The following is a 14,630-nucleotide window of genomic DNA, read 5'->3' as shown; positions in this document are numbered from 1 at the left end:
TTCAATTTTTGACCTGGCTCAATAGATCGACGGGCTCTGCTGCGGTGTTTTGTCCATTGCTTCGAATGCGTCTGTAGATGATAATGTTTCTCTTTTTGAAGCAAGCCCGTCTGTCGAGGACCCTCTGCGCATGAATCGCTTCCCCCACCGTTCCCTGGTTGTGGCACTGATGTTGAGCAGCGGCTCGCTGCTCGCCGCGCCGCTGGATGCTGCGCTCGACGAAAGCCAGCGCCTGGCCGCCGAGGCGAAAGCCTCCCAGGGCCGTGTCGAACAGCTGGATGACGCCAGCCGTGAGATGCTCAATGAGTACCGAAATGCCTTGCAGCAGGCTGAGGCTTTGAAAGGTTATAACAGTCAACTTCGTGACCTGGTCGAAGCCCAGCGTCAGGAGCTGGCCAGTTATCAGAAGCAGCTCGATGGCATCGAACGCACCCAGGAGGCGGTAAGCCCGCAGATGGTCAAGATGGTTGAGGTGCTGGGTGAGTTCATCGCCGCCGACCTGCCGTTCCTGCCCGAGGAACGTGAAGACCGTCTGGCTCAGCTGCAGGATCTGCTGCCACGCGCCGATGTCAGCCTGGCCGACAAATATCGCCGCATCCTCGAGGCCTATCAGATCGAGAGTGACTATGGCCGCACGCTTGAAGCCTGGCGTGGTGAGCTGACCCAGGGCGACGGTGGTTCGCGCAGCGTCGAGTTCCTGCGCCTTGGTCGCAGCATGCTCTATTACCAGACCCTCGATGCTCATGAGAGTGGCTGGTGGAACCCGCAGACCAAGGCCTGGGAAGTGCTCGACGGCAGCGCGCGTCGTCCGCTGACCCAGGCTATCGCCATCGCCCGTCAGCAACAGGCGCCTGCCGTGCTGTCCCTGCCGATCAAGACCCTGGCCGAGGAGGCCGCACAATGAGTCGTCGTGTTGTAGCCGTATTGGCGCTCAGCCTGTTGCCGGCACTGGCCGCCGTGGCCGAAACCCTCAACCCCGATCAACTGCTGCAGCGCATCCGTAGCGAGCGCGCTGCCGAAGTCAGCGCCATGCAGGAGCGCGAGCAGGCGTTTCTCGCCAAGCGTAGTGAGCAGGCGCAGTTGCTGGCTGCCGCACGTTCCGCGCTGAATACTCAGAAAGCCGAAAGCGAGCGCCTCAAGGCCGAGTTCGACCGGCAGGAGGCCGAACTGGCCGAGCAGGAAAAACTGCTGGCACAGCGCGTTGGTCACCTCGGTGAGCTGTTTGGCGTGGTGCGCCAGAGCGCGGATGATGTCGCTGGTCAATGGCAGGACAGTCTGCTCAACGCCCAGTATCCGGAGCGTCTGAAGCGCCTCAAGGCGTTGGCTGAAAGCCGCTCGCTGCCGTCCGCCGAAGACCTCGACGGCTACTGGATGCTGCTGCTTGAAGACCTGGCCGCTAGCGGTCGTATCGAGCGCCTGCAACTGCCGGTGGTGAATGCCGATGGTTCGCGTCAGGAGCAGCAGGTGCTGCGAGTCGGTGCCTTCGCCGTGTATGGCGAGGATGCCTTCCTGCGTTACGACGCCGATGCCGGGCAACTGGTGGCGCCGCCGCGTCAGCCGTCCGGCCTGGGCCAGGTCAAGGACTACCTGAGCAGCACCGATGCGCTCGCCACGCTGCCCATCGATCCGAGCCGTGGCAGCCTGCTGGCGCAGCTGCAGCAGCAGCCGACCCTGTGGGATCGGCTGCAACAGGGCGGTCTGGTCGGTTGGGTGATCGTCGTGCTGGGTGCTTTCGGCCTGCTTCTCGCTGTGTGGCGCATGGTCTACCTGGCTCGCGTTGGTAGCGGCGTCAAGGCGCAGATGCACGACCTCAGTGCGCCGCGTAATGACAACCCGCTGGGCCGCGTGATTGGCGTACTGGGCGCCAAGCCACAACTGGCCGACCTGGAGACGTTGGAGCTGAAGCTCGACGAAGCGATCCTGCAGGAAACGCCGCCGCTGGAGAAAGGCCAGGGCCTGCTCAAGCTGCTGGCAGCCGTTGCACCGCTGCTCGGCCTGCTGGGCACCGTGACCGGCATGATCGTGACCTTCCAGGCCATCACCCAGAGCGGTGGCGGCGACTCGCGCCTGATGGCCGACGGTATCTCCCAGGCGTTGGTAACCACCGTGCTGGGCCTGGTGGTAGCCATTCCGCTGCTGTTCCTGCACAGCCTGCTGGCCAGCCGCAGCAAGGGCCTGATCCAGGTTCTGGAGCAACAGAGCGCTGGTCTGATTGCCCTGCACCTGTCGGGAGCGCCGCGCCGTGACTGACCTGTTCGCCTTCTGGCTGCGTGCAGTCGACAGTGCTCATGCACTGCTCGACTTCATGAGCGCTGGCGGCTTGGTGATGTGGGCGCTGGCGGTGCTCTGCGTGGTGTTCTGGACCCTGGTGTTCGAGCGTTTCTGGTACATGCGCAGGATTTTCCCGCGCTGGGTGCAGGAGCGCCGCGAGGCCTGGCAGCAGGTGCTCGCCGATGACAACGGCAACTGGCAGCGCGCCGTTCGCCTGGCCTGGCTGGCGCAGGCGCGTCAGCAACTGGCGGCGCCGCTGCGCCTGGGCAAGACCCTGGTGGCGCTGTATCCGCTGCTCGGCCTGCTCGGCACCGTGCTTGGCATGATCGCCGTGTTCGATGTGCTCGCCCTCAATGGCACCGGTAACCCACGCGGCATGGCCGCAGGCGTGTGGCAGGCGACCCTGCCGACCATGGCCGGCATGGTTCTGGCCATTCCTGGATTGTTCAGCCTGGCGCGCCTCGAACGCGAAGCCAGCCAGGCCATCGAGCGGCTGGCCGACCAGCTGCGTCACGACTGAGATCGCCCAACATGAGAATGCGTCGTCACCACCAGCAGGACGAAGATACCGGCATCGACCTCACACCGATGCTCGACGTGGTCTTCATCATGCTGATTTTCTTCATCGTCACCAGCTCCTTCATTCGTGAGTCCGGCGTCGAGGTGCAGCGTCCGCAGGCGGAAACCGCCAGCCCGCAGGACAAGGGCAACATCCTCATTGCCGTCACCGCCGACGGGCAGATCTGGATGGACAAGCAGCCGGTGGACATCCGCAGCGTGCGGGCGCATGTCGAGCGCATGCGCGTCGATCAGCCGGATGGCGCCGTGGTGGTGCAGGCCGATCAGGATGCGCGTACCGGCCTGGTCGTCCAGGTGATGGATCAGGCGCGCCTGGCTGGCGTGCAGGATGTCGCCCTGGCCGCCGGCAGCGGAGTCAATTGATGCGTCTGCCGCTGTCTTTTCTCGGTGCCTGCCTGATGGCCCTGGGGCTGTTCGCCCTGATGCTGTACATGGTCGCGCCGCCGAGCGCCAAGGTAAGTCAGGACCCGGTCAGCGTGGCCAACTTCGTGCGCATGGACGGTAACTCCAGCGAGACCGCCAGCCGCACCCGTCAGCAGGCACCGCAGCCACCTCAGCCGCAAACGCCGCAGCCACCCACGCCGCCGACACCGCAAACGGCTACGCCAAATGCCAACCTGCCGGCGCTGGACATCCAACTGCCAAGCCTGGCCAGTGGTATCGCCGTCAACAGCGCGCCTGCGCCGAGCTTGTCCGGTCTTGCACCGGGGGCTCCAGCGCCGGCACCGCCGAGCCAGGCCGCCGAGTCCGGTGGGCAGATGGGCGGGATGGAGAGCGAAGTCATGCCGCTCAACGACGTGCGCCCGGAATACCCGCGTTATGCGCTGCAGCGTGGCATCGAAGGTTTCGTCAAACTGGCTTTCACCATCAATCGCTCCGGCAATGTGGAGAACATCCGCGTGCTGGAAGCCAACCCGCGTAACGTCTTCGAGCGCGAAGCACGCCGCGCCGCGGCACGCTGGCGCTTCGCGCCACGTACCGAAGGTGGCCTGGCGGTGGACCGCGAAGCGGTGAAGACCCTCTACTTCCGTCTGGAAAGGAGCTGACCATGTACCGTTGGTTGTTGCTCGTGATGCTCAGTGCCGCAGCCCTGCCCGCCATGGCCCAGCAGACCATCGACCCGGCCGTGTTCAAGGCTTTGAATGCGGCGCAAGGCGCGCAGCAGAAGGGCGATTACAGCGCCGCGCGGCGCGCGCTGGATGAGGTCCAGACCAAGAGCGGCAGTCTTGAGGAGGCTCTGGTCTGGCGCAGCAAGGCTTACGTGGCCTGGTCGGCCGGCAACAATGCTCAGGCCATCGACTGGCTGGACAAGGCTGTGCGTAGCGGCAAGCTTGACGATGAAATGCTGGCTGGCGAGCGCCTCAATCTGGCCAAGCTCAACCTGGGTGAGCGCCGCTACGCCAAGGTCGTCGAGTTGCTGGCGCCGAATCAGAGCAGTGCCTCCGAGGAGGTACTGCAGATGCTGGTGCAGGCCTATCAGGGCATGAACCAGCCGGCCAAGGCGCTGCCCCTGGCCGAGCGTTACGTGCAGGCCAATCCCAAGGCCGCCGATATCTGGCTGCAGTTTCTGGTGGGTGCCAATGCCGATCTGAAACGTTATGCCCAGGCCGAGCGCTGGCAGCGCCAGTTGCTGGCGCGCCAGCCGAACGATGCCAAGGGCTGGCGTCAGCTGGCTGCCCTGCAGCAGATGGCCGGCAGTAATGACAAGGCGCTGGCGACCCTGCGTGCGGCGCACAGCAAGGGTCTGCGTTTCAGCGAAGCGGAGCTGGACAACCTAGTGCTGCTCGCCGGTGCTGCCGATCAGCCCTGGCAGGGCGCCAAGCTGCTTGCCGGCATGCTCGACAGAGGTCTGCTGGCCAATACCACCGCGCGTCAGGAACGCTTGGGGCTGTTCTGGTGGCAGGCGCGTGATCGTTCCGCTGCGGTGCGCGTGCTGCGTCCTCTGGCTGAGCGCAGCGGCAATGGCAAGCATTGGCTTTATGTTGCACAGCTGGAGCTGGAGCAGTCGCGCTGGCAGGCTGGCCTGGATGCACTGGCGCGTGCCGAGCGTGGTGGTGCCGAGCGAGCCAAGGTGCGCTCCTGGCGGCAATGGGCGGAAAGCGAGCTGCGCTTCGAGCGGGAGAACCGGGTCGCCAGTCGCAGTTGAGTCGTTTTCGGTGCGCGCGGCGCACCCTACTTGGGTGACCGCCGCCTGTAGGTGCGCCGCGCGCACCAAGTAAAGGCTATGTCTGAGTTAACTGTTGCATATCCCTATACCCCAACGCCTCTTTCAAGCAAATCAATGGGTTGAGCTGTGTTTTGTAGCGCTCAAGCAGGCGGCGCCAGCCCAGATAGTTCGTTAGGTACTTGGTGGCCACACCATGAAAAGGAATCATCCAGCTCTTGAGTCGGCTGTCGTAGGCATTCACGTTCTGGATGTGGAAAGCACCATCAACCCGTCGATTCTGGCTCGGGTTAATCGGTCGGTGAGTGATGCCTTCAACCTTGGCGAAATGGGCGTAGACACTTGCGCTGTCAGTACAGAGAATCGCATCCGCGTCTATCAGCGGGCGTAGCCGCTCCCCTATGTGCTGTGCATCCAGCTTTTCCAACTTGAAGTCTGCCTGCTGACCACTGCGATCTCTTACCACCAGCACAGGAATTTGCTCGGCAGACAGTCCGCGTCGTTTGGCGCTGCCACCGCGCCGACGAGGCGGTCGAGGCAGTTCGCGTTGCCCTTTGAAGGACTCCAGGAAGAAGGTTTCATCTGCTTCAACAATGCCTGACGCGTGCTGGGCCTGGTGATCGGCAATCCGAGAAAGAAACCTATGTCGCCACAGGAAAGCTGTGTTTTTGCTGACGCCACAATGAACGGCGGCCTTGCGCACGCTCAGGCTCTGGGTCAGTGCGTCCGCATAGTCTTGCCAGAGATGGCGCTTTCTCAGTCGCGCCATTGGGGTGCCCGTCAGGGCATTGCTGGTTTTGCCGCAAACCTTACAGCGGTATCGCGGCAAGTCACCACTGGAACCCCAGGGGCGCAGTTCCCGCGATTGACAATGCGGGCAATGGCTTGGGGCCTTGATTGCGTCCTGCGAGTGCCTGGCAGCTGGCAAGAGCTTGGATCTCAACTGGTCGCGTTGCTCTGGGTTGAGGCTGGAAAGCTGTGCCATCCACCGCGAAAACTGAACCGCTTTCATGATAGATCCCTCATGCTGGGAAAGATCACGATTCAGTTTAGACCACTGCAACAGATAACTCAGACAGAGCCCAAGTAAAAAGCCAGACTCCAGGGTCTGGCTTTTTTTGTTGTAGGCGCGTGGGCGGTGTTCCGAGTTATCCGCGAATCTTTTCGCGGCTGAAGCCGCTCCTACAGTCACACCTACGAATGCCCGGCAGGGTCAGCTATCCGGCAGTTCGTAGGCGTAGATCTTGTCCGCTTCCATCTGATAACCAACCTCGGCCAGCTCACTGCTGACATGTTCGGTTTTCAGTGGGCCTTCCACCCAGAACGGTTGGTACAGCGCATCGAGCAGCACGCCCAGCTCGCTGGTGACGTGGACGATCTGGTTCGAGGGCGGCGGTGGTACGTGAATGCAGGCGCCGAAGTAGGGCACCAGCAAAAACTCCACCACGCGGCCTTCGTCGGTCACGTCCAGCGGCACGATATAGCCGGGCAGTTTCACCTGCTGGCCATTGAGCTCCCTGACCACCGGAGCGGCGGGCGATTGTTGCATGGCGGCCGGGCCGGCTTCTGACAAGGCGTCAGCCAGTTGCGAGAGGTCGTGAATCGGCGTTGGGTCGACCACCTGTGGCGGTGCATCCGGCGGGATCAGGTCTGACCAATTGAGTTCGCGCACATCCGCAGCAGCCAGTGGCAGGGCCAGGGTCAGCAGCAGGGTGGCGAGCACGGGGCGGGACATGAGAAACCTCTTGGTAAGAGCGCCTGCGCAGTGTACGACAGGCGCCTGCAACTTTGCCTCAAAGCCTGATCGACAGCCCATCGGCCAAGGACTGCCGATAGGCCCGCCAGGCCGGCACGCTGCCCATCACCACGGCAGCGGCGATAATGCTGCCCAGCAGTTTCCACTCGTAGCTCGACGGGGCACTGAGTGCCAGGTACAAGCCGTAATTGGCCTGGACGAAGCCCTGGCTGCCGGCGATGCCCAGATAGAGCAGCGCGACACCTAACGCCACGCCGGCCAATGCCAGGGCGAAGGCTTCCAGCACCAGCAGACTGGCGATATGCCAGGGACGGGCGCCCACCGAACGCAGGATGGCCATCTCCCGGCGGCGCTCGTTGAGGCTGGTGAGAATCGCCGTGAGCATGCCGATCAGGCCGGTCAGCACGACGAACAGCGAGACCACGAACAGCGCCTGCTCGGCCGTGCCCATCAGGCTCCACAGCTCCTGCAGGGCAACCCCCGGCAGGATCGCCAGCAGCGGCTCGCCACGAAACTCGTTGATCTCGCGTTGCAGGCTGAAGGTGGCGATCTTGCTGTTGAGGCCCAACATGAAGGCGGTGATCTGCTTGGGCTGCAGCGCCTGTCCACAAGCTACTGCGCTTGACGCTGCTGCGTTGAAAGCAGGCTCGGAATGCTCATTGAGACTCGACTCAACTGCGCTTCCTCGCCCGCTTTCGCCTTGCCCCGTCTGCGCTCGCGACGCTTGTGAACAGGCGCTTGCCCACTCTCGCACCTGATCCGCGCTGATCTGCGCCGCGCCGCGTGCCGGCATGCCGTTTTGCCAGTCGATGTGCAGCGCCTCCATGCCAGCCAGGGAAATGTGCAGCGTGCGGTCGACCGGTGTGCCGGTGCGTTCGAGGATGCCGACCACGGTGAACGGCTTGTCGTCGTGCTTGACCAGGCTGATGGTGGCGACGCCGTGTGCCAGGACGATGTTCTCGCCGAGACCGTAGCCCAGCGCCTGGGCCACTTCCGCGCCGAGTACTACCTCGAACGGGTCGTCGGCAAACTCACGACCCTTGGCCAGCTTCAGCGCCTGGCTGCGGGCGTAGCGGTAGTGCTCGAAATAGGCGGTGCTGGTGCCCATGACTCGATAGCCGCGGTGCGAGTCACCGAGGGAAATGGGGATGGCCCACTTCACCTGACGGTGGTTGGCGAAGTGCTCGAAACTGTCCCAGCGGATGTTGTTGGTGGCGTTGCCGATGCGGAACACCGAGTAGAGCAGCAGGTTCACGCTGCCGGAGCGGGCGCCGACGATCAGGTCGGTGCCGCTGATGGTGTTGGCGAAGCTGGCGCGGGCTTCGGTACGTACACGCTCCACGGCCAGCAGCAGGCAGACCGAAAGGGCGATGGCGAATACCGTGAGCAAGGCGGTGAAACGGCGGTTGGCCAGGCTGGCCAGGGCGATGCGGATCAGATGCATCTCAGGCCTCCTGAGGGCGCGTGGCGCGGTTGAGTTCGGCCAGTGAAAGGTTGCGGTCGAACAGCGGGGCCAGACTCTGGTCGTGGCTGACGAACAGCAGGCTGGCGCCGGCGGCGCGGCATTCGGCGAACAATAGTTGCAGGAAGGCTTCGCGGGCGTCGAAGTCCAGTGCGGAAGTGGGTTCGTCGGCGATCACCAGCTCCGGCTGGCCGATCAGCGCGCGGGCGGCGGCGACCCGCTGTTGCTGGCCGATGGACAGTTCATCGGCGCGCCGGCCAAGCAGCTCGGCGCGTAGCCCCAGGTGATCGAGCAGCGCAGCGGCGGCTGCATCGATGCTGCCGTGGCGCTGGCGCGCGCGTTCGGCACGCAGGCGCGAGAAGCGGCAGGGCAGTTCGACGTTCTCGCGCACTGAGAGAAACGGCAGCAGGTTGAACTGCTGGAAGATGTAGCCGGTGTGATTGACACGGAAGCGATCACGGGCACCGGCCGAAAGCTGGCCCAGGTCCTGGCCAAGCAGGCGGATATGGCCGCTTTGCGCCCTTTGTACGCCACCGAGCAGGCCGAGCAGGGTGGTCTTGCCGCTGCCGCTGGGGCCCTTGAGAAACAGGGTTTCGCCGCGCGCCAGGGTGAAATGGGGAATATCCAGCAACTGCGCCTGGCCAGGCCAGGCGAAGCCGAGATCGGCGAGTTCGATCAGAGGTTGGGTCATGGTTTCTTCGAATCGTCGTTCATGAAAAGCCGGGCGTGGTGGCCTGATTGTCTGAGCCGAGCTCGCGGATGGCATTCACACCTGCGGAGCAGGTTTGTAGGAGGCGCTTTAGCGGCGAGCTTTTTCGCGGCTAAAGCGAGTCGCCACCTGGTCCTCCCACAAAACCGATGGGGTGGATGAAAAGAGCGTCAGCTACGCGCCCCGATCCACCCTACGGCATCAGAAAGACAGACGTGGCTGGGCTGGAGTCAGTTCCACGCCCTGTTGGCCGTTCGGGCCGATCAGTTGTACCTGAATCTTCTCGGTGGCAGGGAAACGTTTGAACAGCTCGGCCAGATCCAGTTGTTTCAATTCGTTGGCCTTGGCGCATTCGAAGCGGTAGTGCGCATGAATGTCGCTGTGTTCGCCTTCGTGCTTGTGATCGTGATGGTCATGCATGTGGTCGTGCGCTTTGCCAGCGAACAGGGGGCTTTGCAGTTCGACCTGGGTGGCCTGGCAGTCGCCGCTGGTCAGGGCGAACAGGCTGATGGGGCGCTCCAGCTCGCGCTTGGCGGCCGCGATCTTGGCCTTGTCGGCATCGCTTTTGGCTGCATGTTCGAAGCCGACCAGGTTCATCGCCGGGCTTTCGAATTGCAGCTCCAGCAGGTTGCCGTCCAGCGCGGCATTGAGGCTGGCGACACCATGCTCGTGGGCTCCCAGGCTGTCGTGGGAATGTTCGTGGCCGTGATCATGGCCGTGCTCATGAGCCTGGGCAGCGACCAGGGGCAACAGGGCGAAGGGCAGGGCGAGCAGCAGGTGGCGCATGGTTATCTCCAGCGTAGGTGCGATTTGATTGTTACGTTATAACAACTTTCGTGGCGAACTGGCCAGCCTGGCGCTGCCGTGGGAGCATGTGAATTCCTGACTGGAGGCTGAACATGGTGCGAATACGTGGGCGCATTGGCGACTGGCCGGTGGATCTGACGCTGGAGCTGGATGCCGAGGACTGGGCGCAACTGGCGCAGCACGTGGCGGTTACGCCGGTTGCCAATGTGGTGGCACCGACTCCCATGGCGGATGCAGGTGATGCGTTATGGCAGACCGCATTGCAGCTGGTGCGTGAGGCGGGGCAGGTCGAAGGGCCACGGCTGATGGCGCAGCTGGCTGCGCTGGCTGGTGGCGAAGCTGCAGGTAAGCGCTTGCTGGTGCGCCTGCGCCACTGCTCGCAGATCCGCATGGAAACCGGCGCGGATGCGCCGATCTATCACTGGCAGGAGTAGTCGCTCAGGCTGTTAGGGTGTCGCGCGCTGCCATGCAGCGCGCAACGAGGCGCTAGCGCCGCCATCGCTGGTGCGCACCACAAGGCGAGGGTCGTAGGGCGTACCGGGGCGCCGGCCGCTCGGAAGCAGTACGCCGTTGAGGGGAGTGTTGGACGTGAGTTGCGGTGCAGAACTTGGCACGGCCCGGCGGACTGTTCGCTTCGCTACGAGCGGCCGGCGTTCCGATCCGCCCTACGGCTAGCGCGATCCAACGCTGGGATCAGTAGATCGCCTGATACAGCTTGCGGCGGTATGTGGTGACCAGCGGGTGGTCGCCGCCGAGCAGATCGAACACTTGCAGCAGGGTCTTGTGTGGCAAGCCGTCACTGTAGCTGCGATTGCGCACGAACAGCTTGAGCAGGCCGTCCAGCGCCGCTTCGTACTGCTGGCGCGCCAGTTGTTGCACGGCCAGTTGATACAGCGCTTCGTCGTCCTCGGCATTCTGTGCCAGGCGGCTTTTCAGCGTGGCAGCGTCCGGCAGGTCGACGGCCTGGCGCAGGAAAGTCAGCTGTGCCTTGGCGCCGGCCAGCGCCTGCTTGTGCTCATCACCCTTGACCGCGTTGAGCACGGTTTCCGCCTCGCCCAGCTCGCCGCGTTCTGCCAGGCAGCGTGCGTAGAGAATCAGCGCGGCCGCGTTCTCGTTGTCTTCCGTCAGCACCTGCTTGAGTAGCGCTTCGGTGTCGGCAAAACGTCCTTCGGCGAACAGCGCCTGGGCGGTCTCCATCGGGTCGGCAGCGGCAGGAGCCGGTTCGGCGACATGGGGTTTGAGCATCTCGCGGATCGCCGCTTCCGGCTGGGCGCCGGCGAAGCCGTCCACCGGCTGACCGTTCTTGAACAGCACCACGGTCGGCAGGCTGCGAATGCCGAAACGCATGACGATGTCCTGCTCGATATCGCAGTTGACCTTGGCCAGCAGCAATTCACCGGCGTATTCCTCGGTGATCTTCGCCAGCATCGGCATCAGCGCCTTGCACGGCGCGCACCACTCGGCCCAGAAGTCCACCAGTACCGGTTTGTGGAAGGAGTTCTCGATCACCAGTTGCTCGAAGCTGGCGGCGCCGGAGATGTCGAAGATGTAGGGGGAGTCGCTCATGGTCGGTCTCGAAAAAGCAGGGCAATGGCCTATTAATGCGGGCAGCGTGGCGCGGTTACAAGGGGCGCGCGGCGTGATACAGGCTGACTTCGCGGAATTCCGCCGGCTCGGCCAGGTCCGGCCAGGTGCAGCCATCCAGCAACGCCAGGCGCTGGTAGAGCGGATGTTGGAAATCCTTGACCCGCGAATCGGCCACCAGCGCCTGACGGCCGCGGCTGAGAAAATGATCGAGCAGCGGCAGGTTGGCGCGATCGTAAAGCACGTCGGCGACCAGAATCAGGTCGTAGCGGTCGGCTTCGGCGAAGAAATCTTCCGAGTAGTTCAGCGTCACGCCGTTGAGCTCGGCATTGGCGCGGCTGGCGGCCAGCGCCACGGGGTCGAGGTCGCAGGCCACCACGTCGGCGGCACCCGCCTTGGCTGCGGCGATGGCAGCCACGCCGGAGCCTGCGCCGAAATCCAGCACGCGTTTGCCGCGTACCCACTCGGGGCGTTCGGCCAGCCAGCCGGCGAGCACCAGGCCGCTGGCCCAGCAGAAGCACCAGTAGGGCGGCTCTTCGAGGATGCGCCGGGTTTCCTCGGGGTTGAACGCGCGATCCATATTGCTGGCGTCGATCAGCCACAGGGCGATATCGGTACCCGGCAGCGTTTCGGCCACCAGGCGGGCATCGCCGAGCAGTTCGCTCAGTGCCTGCTGCAGCGCTTCGGGTGGCCTCATGGCGCCGGCACCAGTTGCAGGGCGCCAAGGTCCTGATCGCGCAGCTCGACGATGGTGCGTGCCGGCAAGCGTTGCACCAGGCGCCCGGAGTGACTGACCCGGCCACGCAGTTCCAGGCGCAGATCCTGCGGCACCTGCTGCATGTTCAGCGGCAGACGAAACGGCAGCGCTTCGCCGTTGCCACGCAGATGAACCTGGCCGAGCAGCGCGCGCGGCCTGCCGCGCATATCCACGCCCAACAGTGCCAGGTCGACATCGGCGCCTGCCGCGACGCCAAGCAACTCGCCACGCAGGCCAGGGCCCTGGATCGGCGCAGTGTTGGGTTCTGCCGGTGCAGGTGCCGGCATGGGGGGCGGCACGGTGGTGGTTGGCTCGCCGGCGCAGGCGACAAGCAGGCTGCTCAGGGCCAGTGGCAGAAGGGGCAGGTATCGGTTCATGGCATGTACTGCTCTTGGAGGTGCTTGCCCATAGCTTAATTTGTCTTGTGCCTGCCAAGCAGGCCTTCTCAAGGCTCCTTACATTTTTCAACGGCGTGCTATGCGCTACCATGATGCCTTTGCCGCCAATCAGTCAGCGCCTGCCATGCATTGTCCCTTCTGCGCCGCCAACGACACCAAAGTCATCGATTCCCGTCTGGTCGCCGAGGGCGATCAGGTGCGCCGCCGCCGCGAATGCGTGGCCTGCGGCGAACGTTTCACCACCTTCGAAACCGCCGAACTGGTGATGCCGCGCCTGATCAAGCAGGACGGCAGCCGTCAGCCTTTCGATGAAGAGAAGCTGCGCGCCGGCATGCAGCGTGCGCTGGAAAAACGCCCGGTAAGCGTCGAGCGCCTGGAAGAGGCCATCGCCCGCATCAAGCAGCAACTGCGTGCCACCGGTGAGCGCGAGGTGAAATCGCTGGTGCTCGGTGAGTTGGTGATGACCGAGCTGAGCAAGCTCGACGAGGTGGCCTACATTCGTTTCGCCTCGGTCTACCGGCGTTTTCAGGATCTCAACGAGTTCCGCGAAGAAATCGAGCGCCTGGCCCGCGAGCCGTCGAAAAGCCGATGAGCGAGCGCGATCACCTGTTCATGGCGCGCGCCCTGCGGCTGGCGCGCAAAGGTCTTTATTCCACCCATCCAAACCCGCGTGTCGGCTGCGTCATCGTGCGTGATGGCGAGATCGTCGGCGAGGGCTGGCATGCCCGTGCCGGCGAACCGCACGCCGAGGTGCACGCCCTGCGTCAGGCCGGCGACAAGGCGCGTGGTGCCACCGCCTACGTGACTCTGGAACCCTGCAGCCACCACGGGCGTACGCCGCCCTGCGCCGATGCGCTGGTCGCCGCCGGCGTCGGCCGGGTGGTCGCGGCGATGCAGGACCCCAACCCGCAGGTCGCCGGGCGCGGCCTGTTGCGCCTGGCCAATGCCGGTATCGAAGTACTGTCCGGCGTGCTGGAGGCCGAGGCGCGAGCGCTCAATGCCGGTTTCATCAAGCGCATGGAGAGCGGGCTGCCGTTGGTGCGGGTCAAATCGGCGATGAGTCTCGATGGCCGCACGGCCATGGCCAGTGGCGAAAGCCAGTGGATCACCGGCCCGGCGGCGCGTGCCGAGGTGCAGCGTTTGCGTGCGCAGTCCAGCGTGGTGCTCAGCGGCGCCGACACCGTGCTGGCCGACGACGCCCGGCTGACCGTGCGTCCTGACGAGCTGGGATTGGGTGTCGAAGCCACCTTCATGGCCGCCTCGCGGCCGCCGCTGCGGGTGCTGGTTGATGGCCGGCTGCGGGTACCGCTGAGCAAATCCTTCTTCCAAGTCGGCCCGGCTCTGGTGGCCACCTGTGCGGCCGCTGCCGCGCGCGACCGCTATCTGGCCGACGGCCACGAACTGCTTGCCGTACCGGGCAGCAATGGTCACGTCGATTTGCGCAAGTTGCTGCTGGAGCTGGCCGGCCGTGGCGTCAACGAGGTGCTGGTAGAGGCCGGGCCGCGTCTGGCCGGCGCCTTCGCCCGCGCCGGGTTGGTGGACGAGTACCGCATCTTCGTTGCGCCCAAGCTGCTGGGTTCCAGTGCTCGGCCGTTGTTCGAGCTGCCGCTCAACCGTATGGCCGAGGCGCCGGAGTTGCAGATTGTCGATATCCGCGCCGTGGGCGACGACTGGCAGATCACCGCGGTGCCCAAGGCCAGGTAGGGTGCGTCGCAGTTCTCTCTGAGTCCCCCTTGTCTGGTGGCAACCACTCGAGCGGGCCTGGCCGATCGGCGGTTGACCCTGCTGCGCGCAGCGCACCCTACAAGCCATGCGCCACAGCGATAAATATGGTAAAACGCCCCGCGGCCATTCATATGGCCGCAACGTTCTCAGGGCGGGGCGAAATTCCCCACCGGCGGTAATGGTTCGTAGAACCTAGCCCGCGAGCGCTCGCCATGGCTTCTGCCTGGCGAGGTCCAGCAGACCCGGTGCGATTCCGGGGCCGACGGTATAGTCCGGATAAAGAGAGAGCGGGATTCCCTCCACGGGCGCCTCGTGCGTGTCCGCGAAATCCCTATCGATCGGCATTGCCCTGTTTTTGACCAAAACAGGAGTTCGTCCATGCTGTTCAGCAATACCTTCAACGTGAAACCGGAGGGCG

Annotated in this window: 17 protein-coding genes and 1 riboswitch; of the genes, 9 read left to right on the top strand and 8 right to left on the bottom strand. The window is 64.3% G+C overall.

The window, feature by feature from the left end; genetic code table 11:
- Positions 1-130 precede the first annotated feature (130 nt).
- The 6 genes from BLT86_RS15460 to BLT86_RS15435 are packed head-to-tail and all read left to right on the top strand — an operon-like array spanning position 131 to position 4,996.
- A complete protein-coding gene (locus BLT86_RS15460; RefSeq protein WP_092377952.1) occupies positions 131-904 on the top strand; it encodes a DUF3450 domain-containing protein in 774 nt (257 codons plus the stop codon).
- On the top strand, positions 901-2,250 hold the full coding sequence (locus tag BLT86_RS15455) for a MotA/TolQ/ExbB proton channel family protein (protein WP_092377949.1): 1,350 nt from the start codon (positions 901-903) through the stop codon (positions 2,248-2,250). Before BLT86_RS15460 ends, BLT86_RS15455 begins: the two co-directional genes overlap by 4 nt.
- Complete coding sequence (locus BLT86_RS15450) at positions 2,243-2,791, top strand: MotA/TolQ/ExbB proton channel family protein (protein WP_092377947.1); 549 nt, start codon at positions 2,243-2,245, stop codon at positions 2,789-2,791. Before BLT86_RS15455 ends, BLT86_RS15450 begins: the two co-directional genes overlap by 8 nt.
- Positions 2,792-2,802: 11 nt before the next feature.
- Complete coding sequence (locus tag BLT86_RS15445) at positions 2,803-3,213, top strand: ExbD/TolR family protein (protein WP_003463247.1); 411 nt, start codon at positions 2,803-2,805, stop codon at positions 3,211-3,213.
- The gene (locus tag BLT86_RS15440) at positions 3,213-3,896 is read left to right on the top strand and encodes a TonB family protein (RefSeq protein ID WP_003463245.1); all 684 of its coding nucleotides are present in this window, start codon (positions 3,213-3,215) and stop codon (positions 3,894-3,896) included. Before BLT86_RS15445 ends, BLT86_RS15440 begins: the two co-directional genes overlap by 1 nt.
- Positions 3,897-3,898: 2 nt before the next feature.
- Complete coding sequence (locus BLT86_RS15435) at positions 3,899-4,996, top strand: tetratricopeptide repeat protein (protein WP_092377944.1); 1,098 nt, start codon at positions 3,899-3,901, stop codon at positions 4,994-4,996.
- A 76-nt stretch (positions 4,997-5,072) separates the two neighbouring features.
- On the opposite strand, the gene BLT86_RS15430 is transcribed toward BLT86_RS15435, so the two are convergent.
- The 5 genes from BLT86_RS15430 to BLT86_RS15410 all read right to left on the bottom strand — a co-directional run bounded on the left by BLT86_RS15430 (position 5,073) and on the right by BLT86_RS15410 (position 9,727).
- Positions 5,073-6,026, bottom strand: coding sequence for an IS1595-like element ISAchd1 family transposase (locus BLT86_RS15430; RefSeq protein WP_045107762.1), 954 nt, complete (start codon positions 6,024-6,026; stop codon positions 5,073-5,075).
- Between the two features lie 201 nt (positions 6,027-6,227).
- Positions 6,228-6,749, bottom strand: coding sequence for a DUF3299 domain-containing protein (locus tag BLT86_RS15425; protein ID WP_092377941.1), 522 nt, complete (start codon positions 6,747-6,749; stop codon positions 6,228-6,230).
- Positions 6,750-6,807: 58 nt separating this feature from the next.
- Entirely contained in the window at positions 6,808-8,214 is a 1,407-nt protein-coding gene (locus tag BLT86_RS15420; RefSeq protein ID WP_092377936.1) for an ABC transporter permease, read from the bottom strand.
- Position 8,215: 1 nt separating this feature from the next.
- On the bottom strand, positions 8,216-8,923 hold the full coding sequence (locus tag BLT86_RS15415; protein ID WP_092377934.1) for an ABC transporter ATP-binding protein: 708 nt from the start codon (positions 8,921-8,923) through the stop codon (positions 8,216-8,218).
- 219 nt (positions 8,924-9,142) lie between these two features.
- Positions 9,143-9,727 carry a DUF2796 domain-containing protein gene (locus BLT86_RS15410; protein WP_092377930.1) on the bottom strand — a complete coding sequence of 195 codons (585 nt, stop codon included), beginning with the start codon at positions 9,725-9,727 and terminating at the stop codon, positions 9,143-9,145.
- 113 nt (positions 9,728-9,840) lie between these two features.
- Here BLT86_RS15410 and BLT86_RS15405 point away from each other — a divergent pair, with 113 nt between their 5' ends.
- On the top strand, positions 9,841-10,182 hold the full coding sequence (locus BLT86_RS15405; protein WP_092377927.1) for a hypothetical protein: 342 nt from the start codon (positions 9,841-9,843) through the stop codon (positions 10,180-10,182).
- Positions 10,183-10,441: 259 nt separating this feature from the next.
- On the opposite strand, the gene trxA is transcribed toward BLT86_RS15405, so the two are convergent.
- From trxA to BLT86_RS15390, 3 genes are read right to left on the bottom strand one after another with little or no spacing between them, the layout of a single operon-like run.
- Positions 10,442-11,314 (bottom strand): thioredoxin, encoded by an 873-nt coding sequence (gene trxA, locus BLT86_RS15400; protein ID WP_075749971.1) that lies wholly within the window; start codon positions 11,312-11,314, stop codon positions 10,442-10,444.
- A 55-nt stretch (positions 11,315-11,369) separates the two neighbouring features.
- On the bottom strand, positions 11,370-12,029 hold the full coding sequence (locus tag BLT86_RS15395; RefSeq protein ID WP_092377924.1) for a class I SAM-dependent methyltransferase: 660 nt from the start codon (positions 12,027-12,029) through the stop codon (positions 11,370-11,372).
- A complete protein-coding gene (locus tag BLT86_RS15390) occupies positions 12,026-12,466 on the bottom strand; it encodes a hypothetical protein (RefSeq protein WP_092377918.1) in 441 nt (146 codons plus the stop codon). The genes BLT86_RS15395 and BLT86_RS15390 overlap by 4 nt, the downstream gene beginning before the upstream one ends.
- Before the next feature lie 145 nt (positions 12,467-12,611).
- Between BLT86_RS15390 and nrdR the strand changes: the two genes are divergently transcribed.
- Positions 12,612-13,079, top strand: a complete 468-nt coding sequence (nrdR, locus tag BLT86_RS15385; RefSeq protein ID WP_003243991.1) for a transcriptional regulator NrdR — start codon at positions 12,612-12,614, stop codon at positions 13,077-13,079.
- Complete coding sequence (gene ribD / locus BLT86_RS15380) at positions 13,076-14,191, top strand: bifunctional diaminohydroxyphosphoribosylaminopyrimidine deaminase/5-amino-6-(5-phosphoribosylamino)uracil reductase RibD (RefSeq protein WP_092377915.1); 1,116 nt, start codon at positions 13,076-13,078, stop codon at positions 14,189-14,191. The genes nrdR and ribD overlap by 4 nt, the downstream gene beginning before the upstream one ends.
- Positions 14,192-14,350: 159 nt before the next feature.
- Positions 14,351-14,505: riboswitch (FMN riboswitch) on the top strand.
- The last annotated feature ends 125 nt before the right edge of the window (positions 14,506-14,630 follow it).

This window comes from Pseudomonas sihuiensis (assembly GCF_900106015.1).
Lineage (GTDB): Bacteria > Pseudomonadota > Gammaproteobacteria > Pseudomonadales > Pseudomonadaceae > Aquipseudomonas > Aquipseudomonas sihuiensis.
The sequence above is the reverse complement of the archived record's forward strand: the minus strand, read 5'-3'. Positions and strand labels throughout refer to the sequence as shown.

Excerpts from the sequence above, each read along its gene's own strand:
- BLT86_RS15460 (WP_092377952.1), top strand. The coding sequence starts at position 131 with ATGAATCGCTTCCCCCACCGTTCCCTGGTTGTGGCACTGATGTTGAGC.
- BLT86_RS15455 (WP_092377949.1), top strand. The coding sequence starts at position 901 with ATGAGTCGTCGTGTTGTAGCCGTATTGGCGCTCAGCCTGTTGCCGGCA.
- BLT86_RS15445 (WP_003463247.1), top strand. The coding sequence starts at position 2,803 with ATGAGAATGCGTCGTCACCACCAGCAGGACGAAGATACCGGCATCGAC.
- BLT86_RS15440 (WP_003463245.1), top strand. The coding sequence starts at position 3,213 with ATGCGTCTGCCGCTGTCTTTTCTCGGTGCCTGCCTGATGGCCCTGGGG.
- BLT86_RS15435 (WP_092377944.1), top strand. The coding sequence starts at position 3,899 with ATGTACCGTTGGTTGTTGCTCGTGATGCTCAGTGCCGCAGCCCTGCCC.
- BLT86_RS15430 (WP_045107762.1), bottom strand. The coding sequence starts at position 6,026 with ATGAAAGCGGTTCAGTTTTCGCGGTGGATGGCACAGCTTTCCAGCCTC.
- BLT86_RS15425 (WP_092377941.1), bottom strand. The coding sequence starts at position 6,749 with ATGTCCCGCCCCGTGCTCGCCACCCTGCTGCTGACCCTGGCCCTGCCA.
- BLT86_RS15420 (WP_092377936.1), bottom strand. The coding sequence starts at position 8,214 with ATGCATCTGATCCGCATCGCCCTGGCCAGCCTGGCCAACCGCCGTTTC.
- BLT86_RS15415 (WP_092377934.1), bottom strand. The coding sequence starts at position 8,923 with ATGACCCAACCTCTGATCGAACTCGCCGATCTCGGCTTCGCCTGGCCT.
- BLT86_RS15410 (WP_092377930.1), bottom strand. The coding sequence starts at position 9,727 with ATGCGCCACCTGCTGCTCGCCCTGCCCTTCGCCCTGTTGCCCCTGGTC.
- BLT86_RS15405 (WP_092377927.1), top strand. The coding sequence starts at position 9,841 with ATGGTGCGAATACGTGGGCGCATTGGCGACTGGCCGGTGGATCTGACG.
- trxA (WP_075749971.1), bottom strand. The coding sequence starts at position 11,314 with ATGAGCGACTCCCCCTACATCTTCGACATCTCCGGCGCCGCCAGCTTC.
- BLT86_RS15395 (WP_092377924.1), bottom strand. The coding sequence starts at position 12,029 with ATGAGGCCACCCGAAGCGCTGCAGCAGGCACTGAGCGAACTGCTCGGC.
- BLT86_RS15390 (WP_092377918.1), bottom strand. The coding sequence starts at position 12,466 with ATGAACCGATACCTGCCCCTTCTGCCACTGGCCCTGAGCAGCCTGCTT.
- nrdR (WP_003243991.1), top strand. The coding sequence starts at position 12,612 with ATGCATTGTCCCTTCTGCGCCGCCAACGACACCAAAGTCATCGATTCC.
- ribD (WP_092377915.1), top strand. The coding sequence starts at position 13,076 with ATGAGCGAGCGCGATCACCTGTTCATGGCGCGCGCCCTGCGGCTGGCG.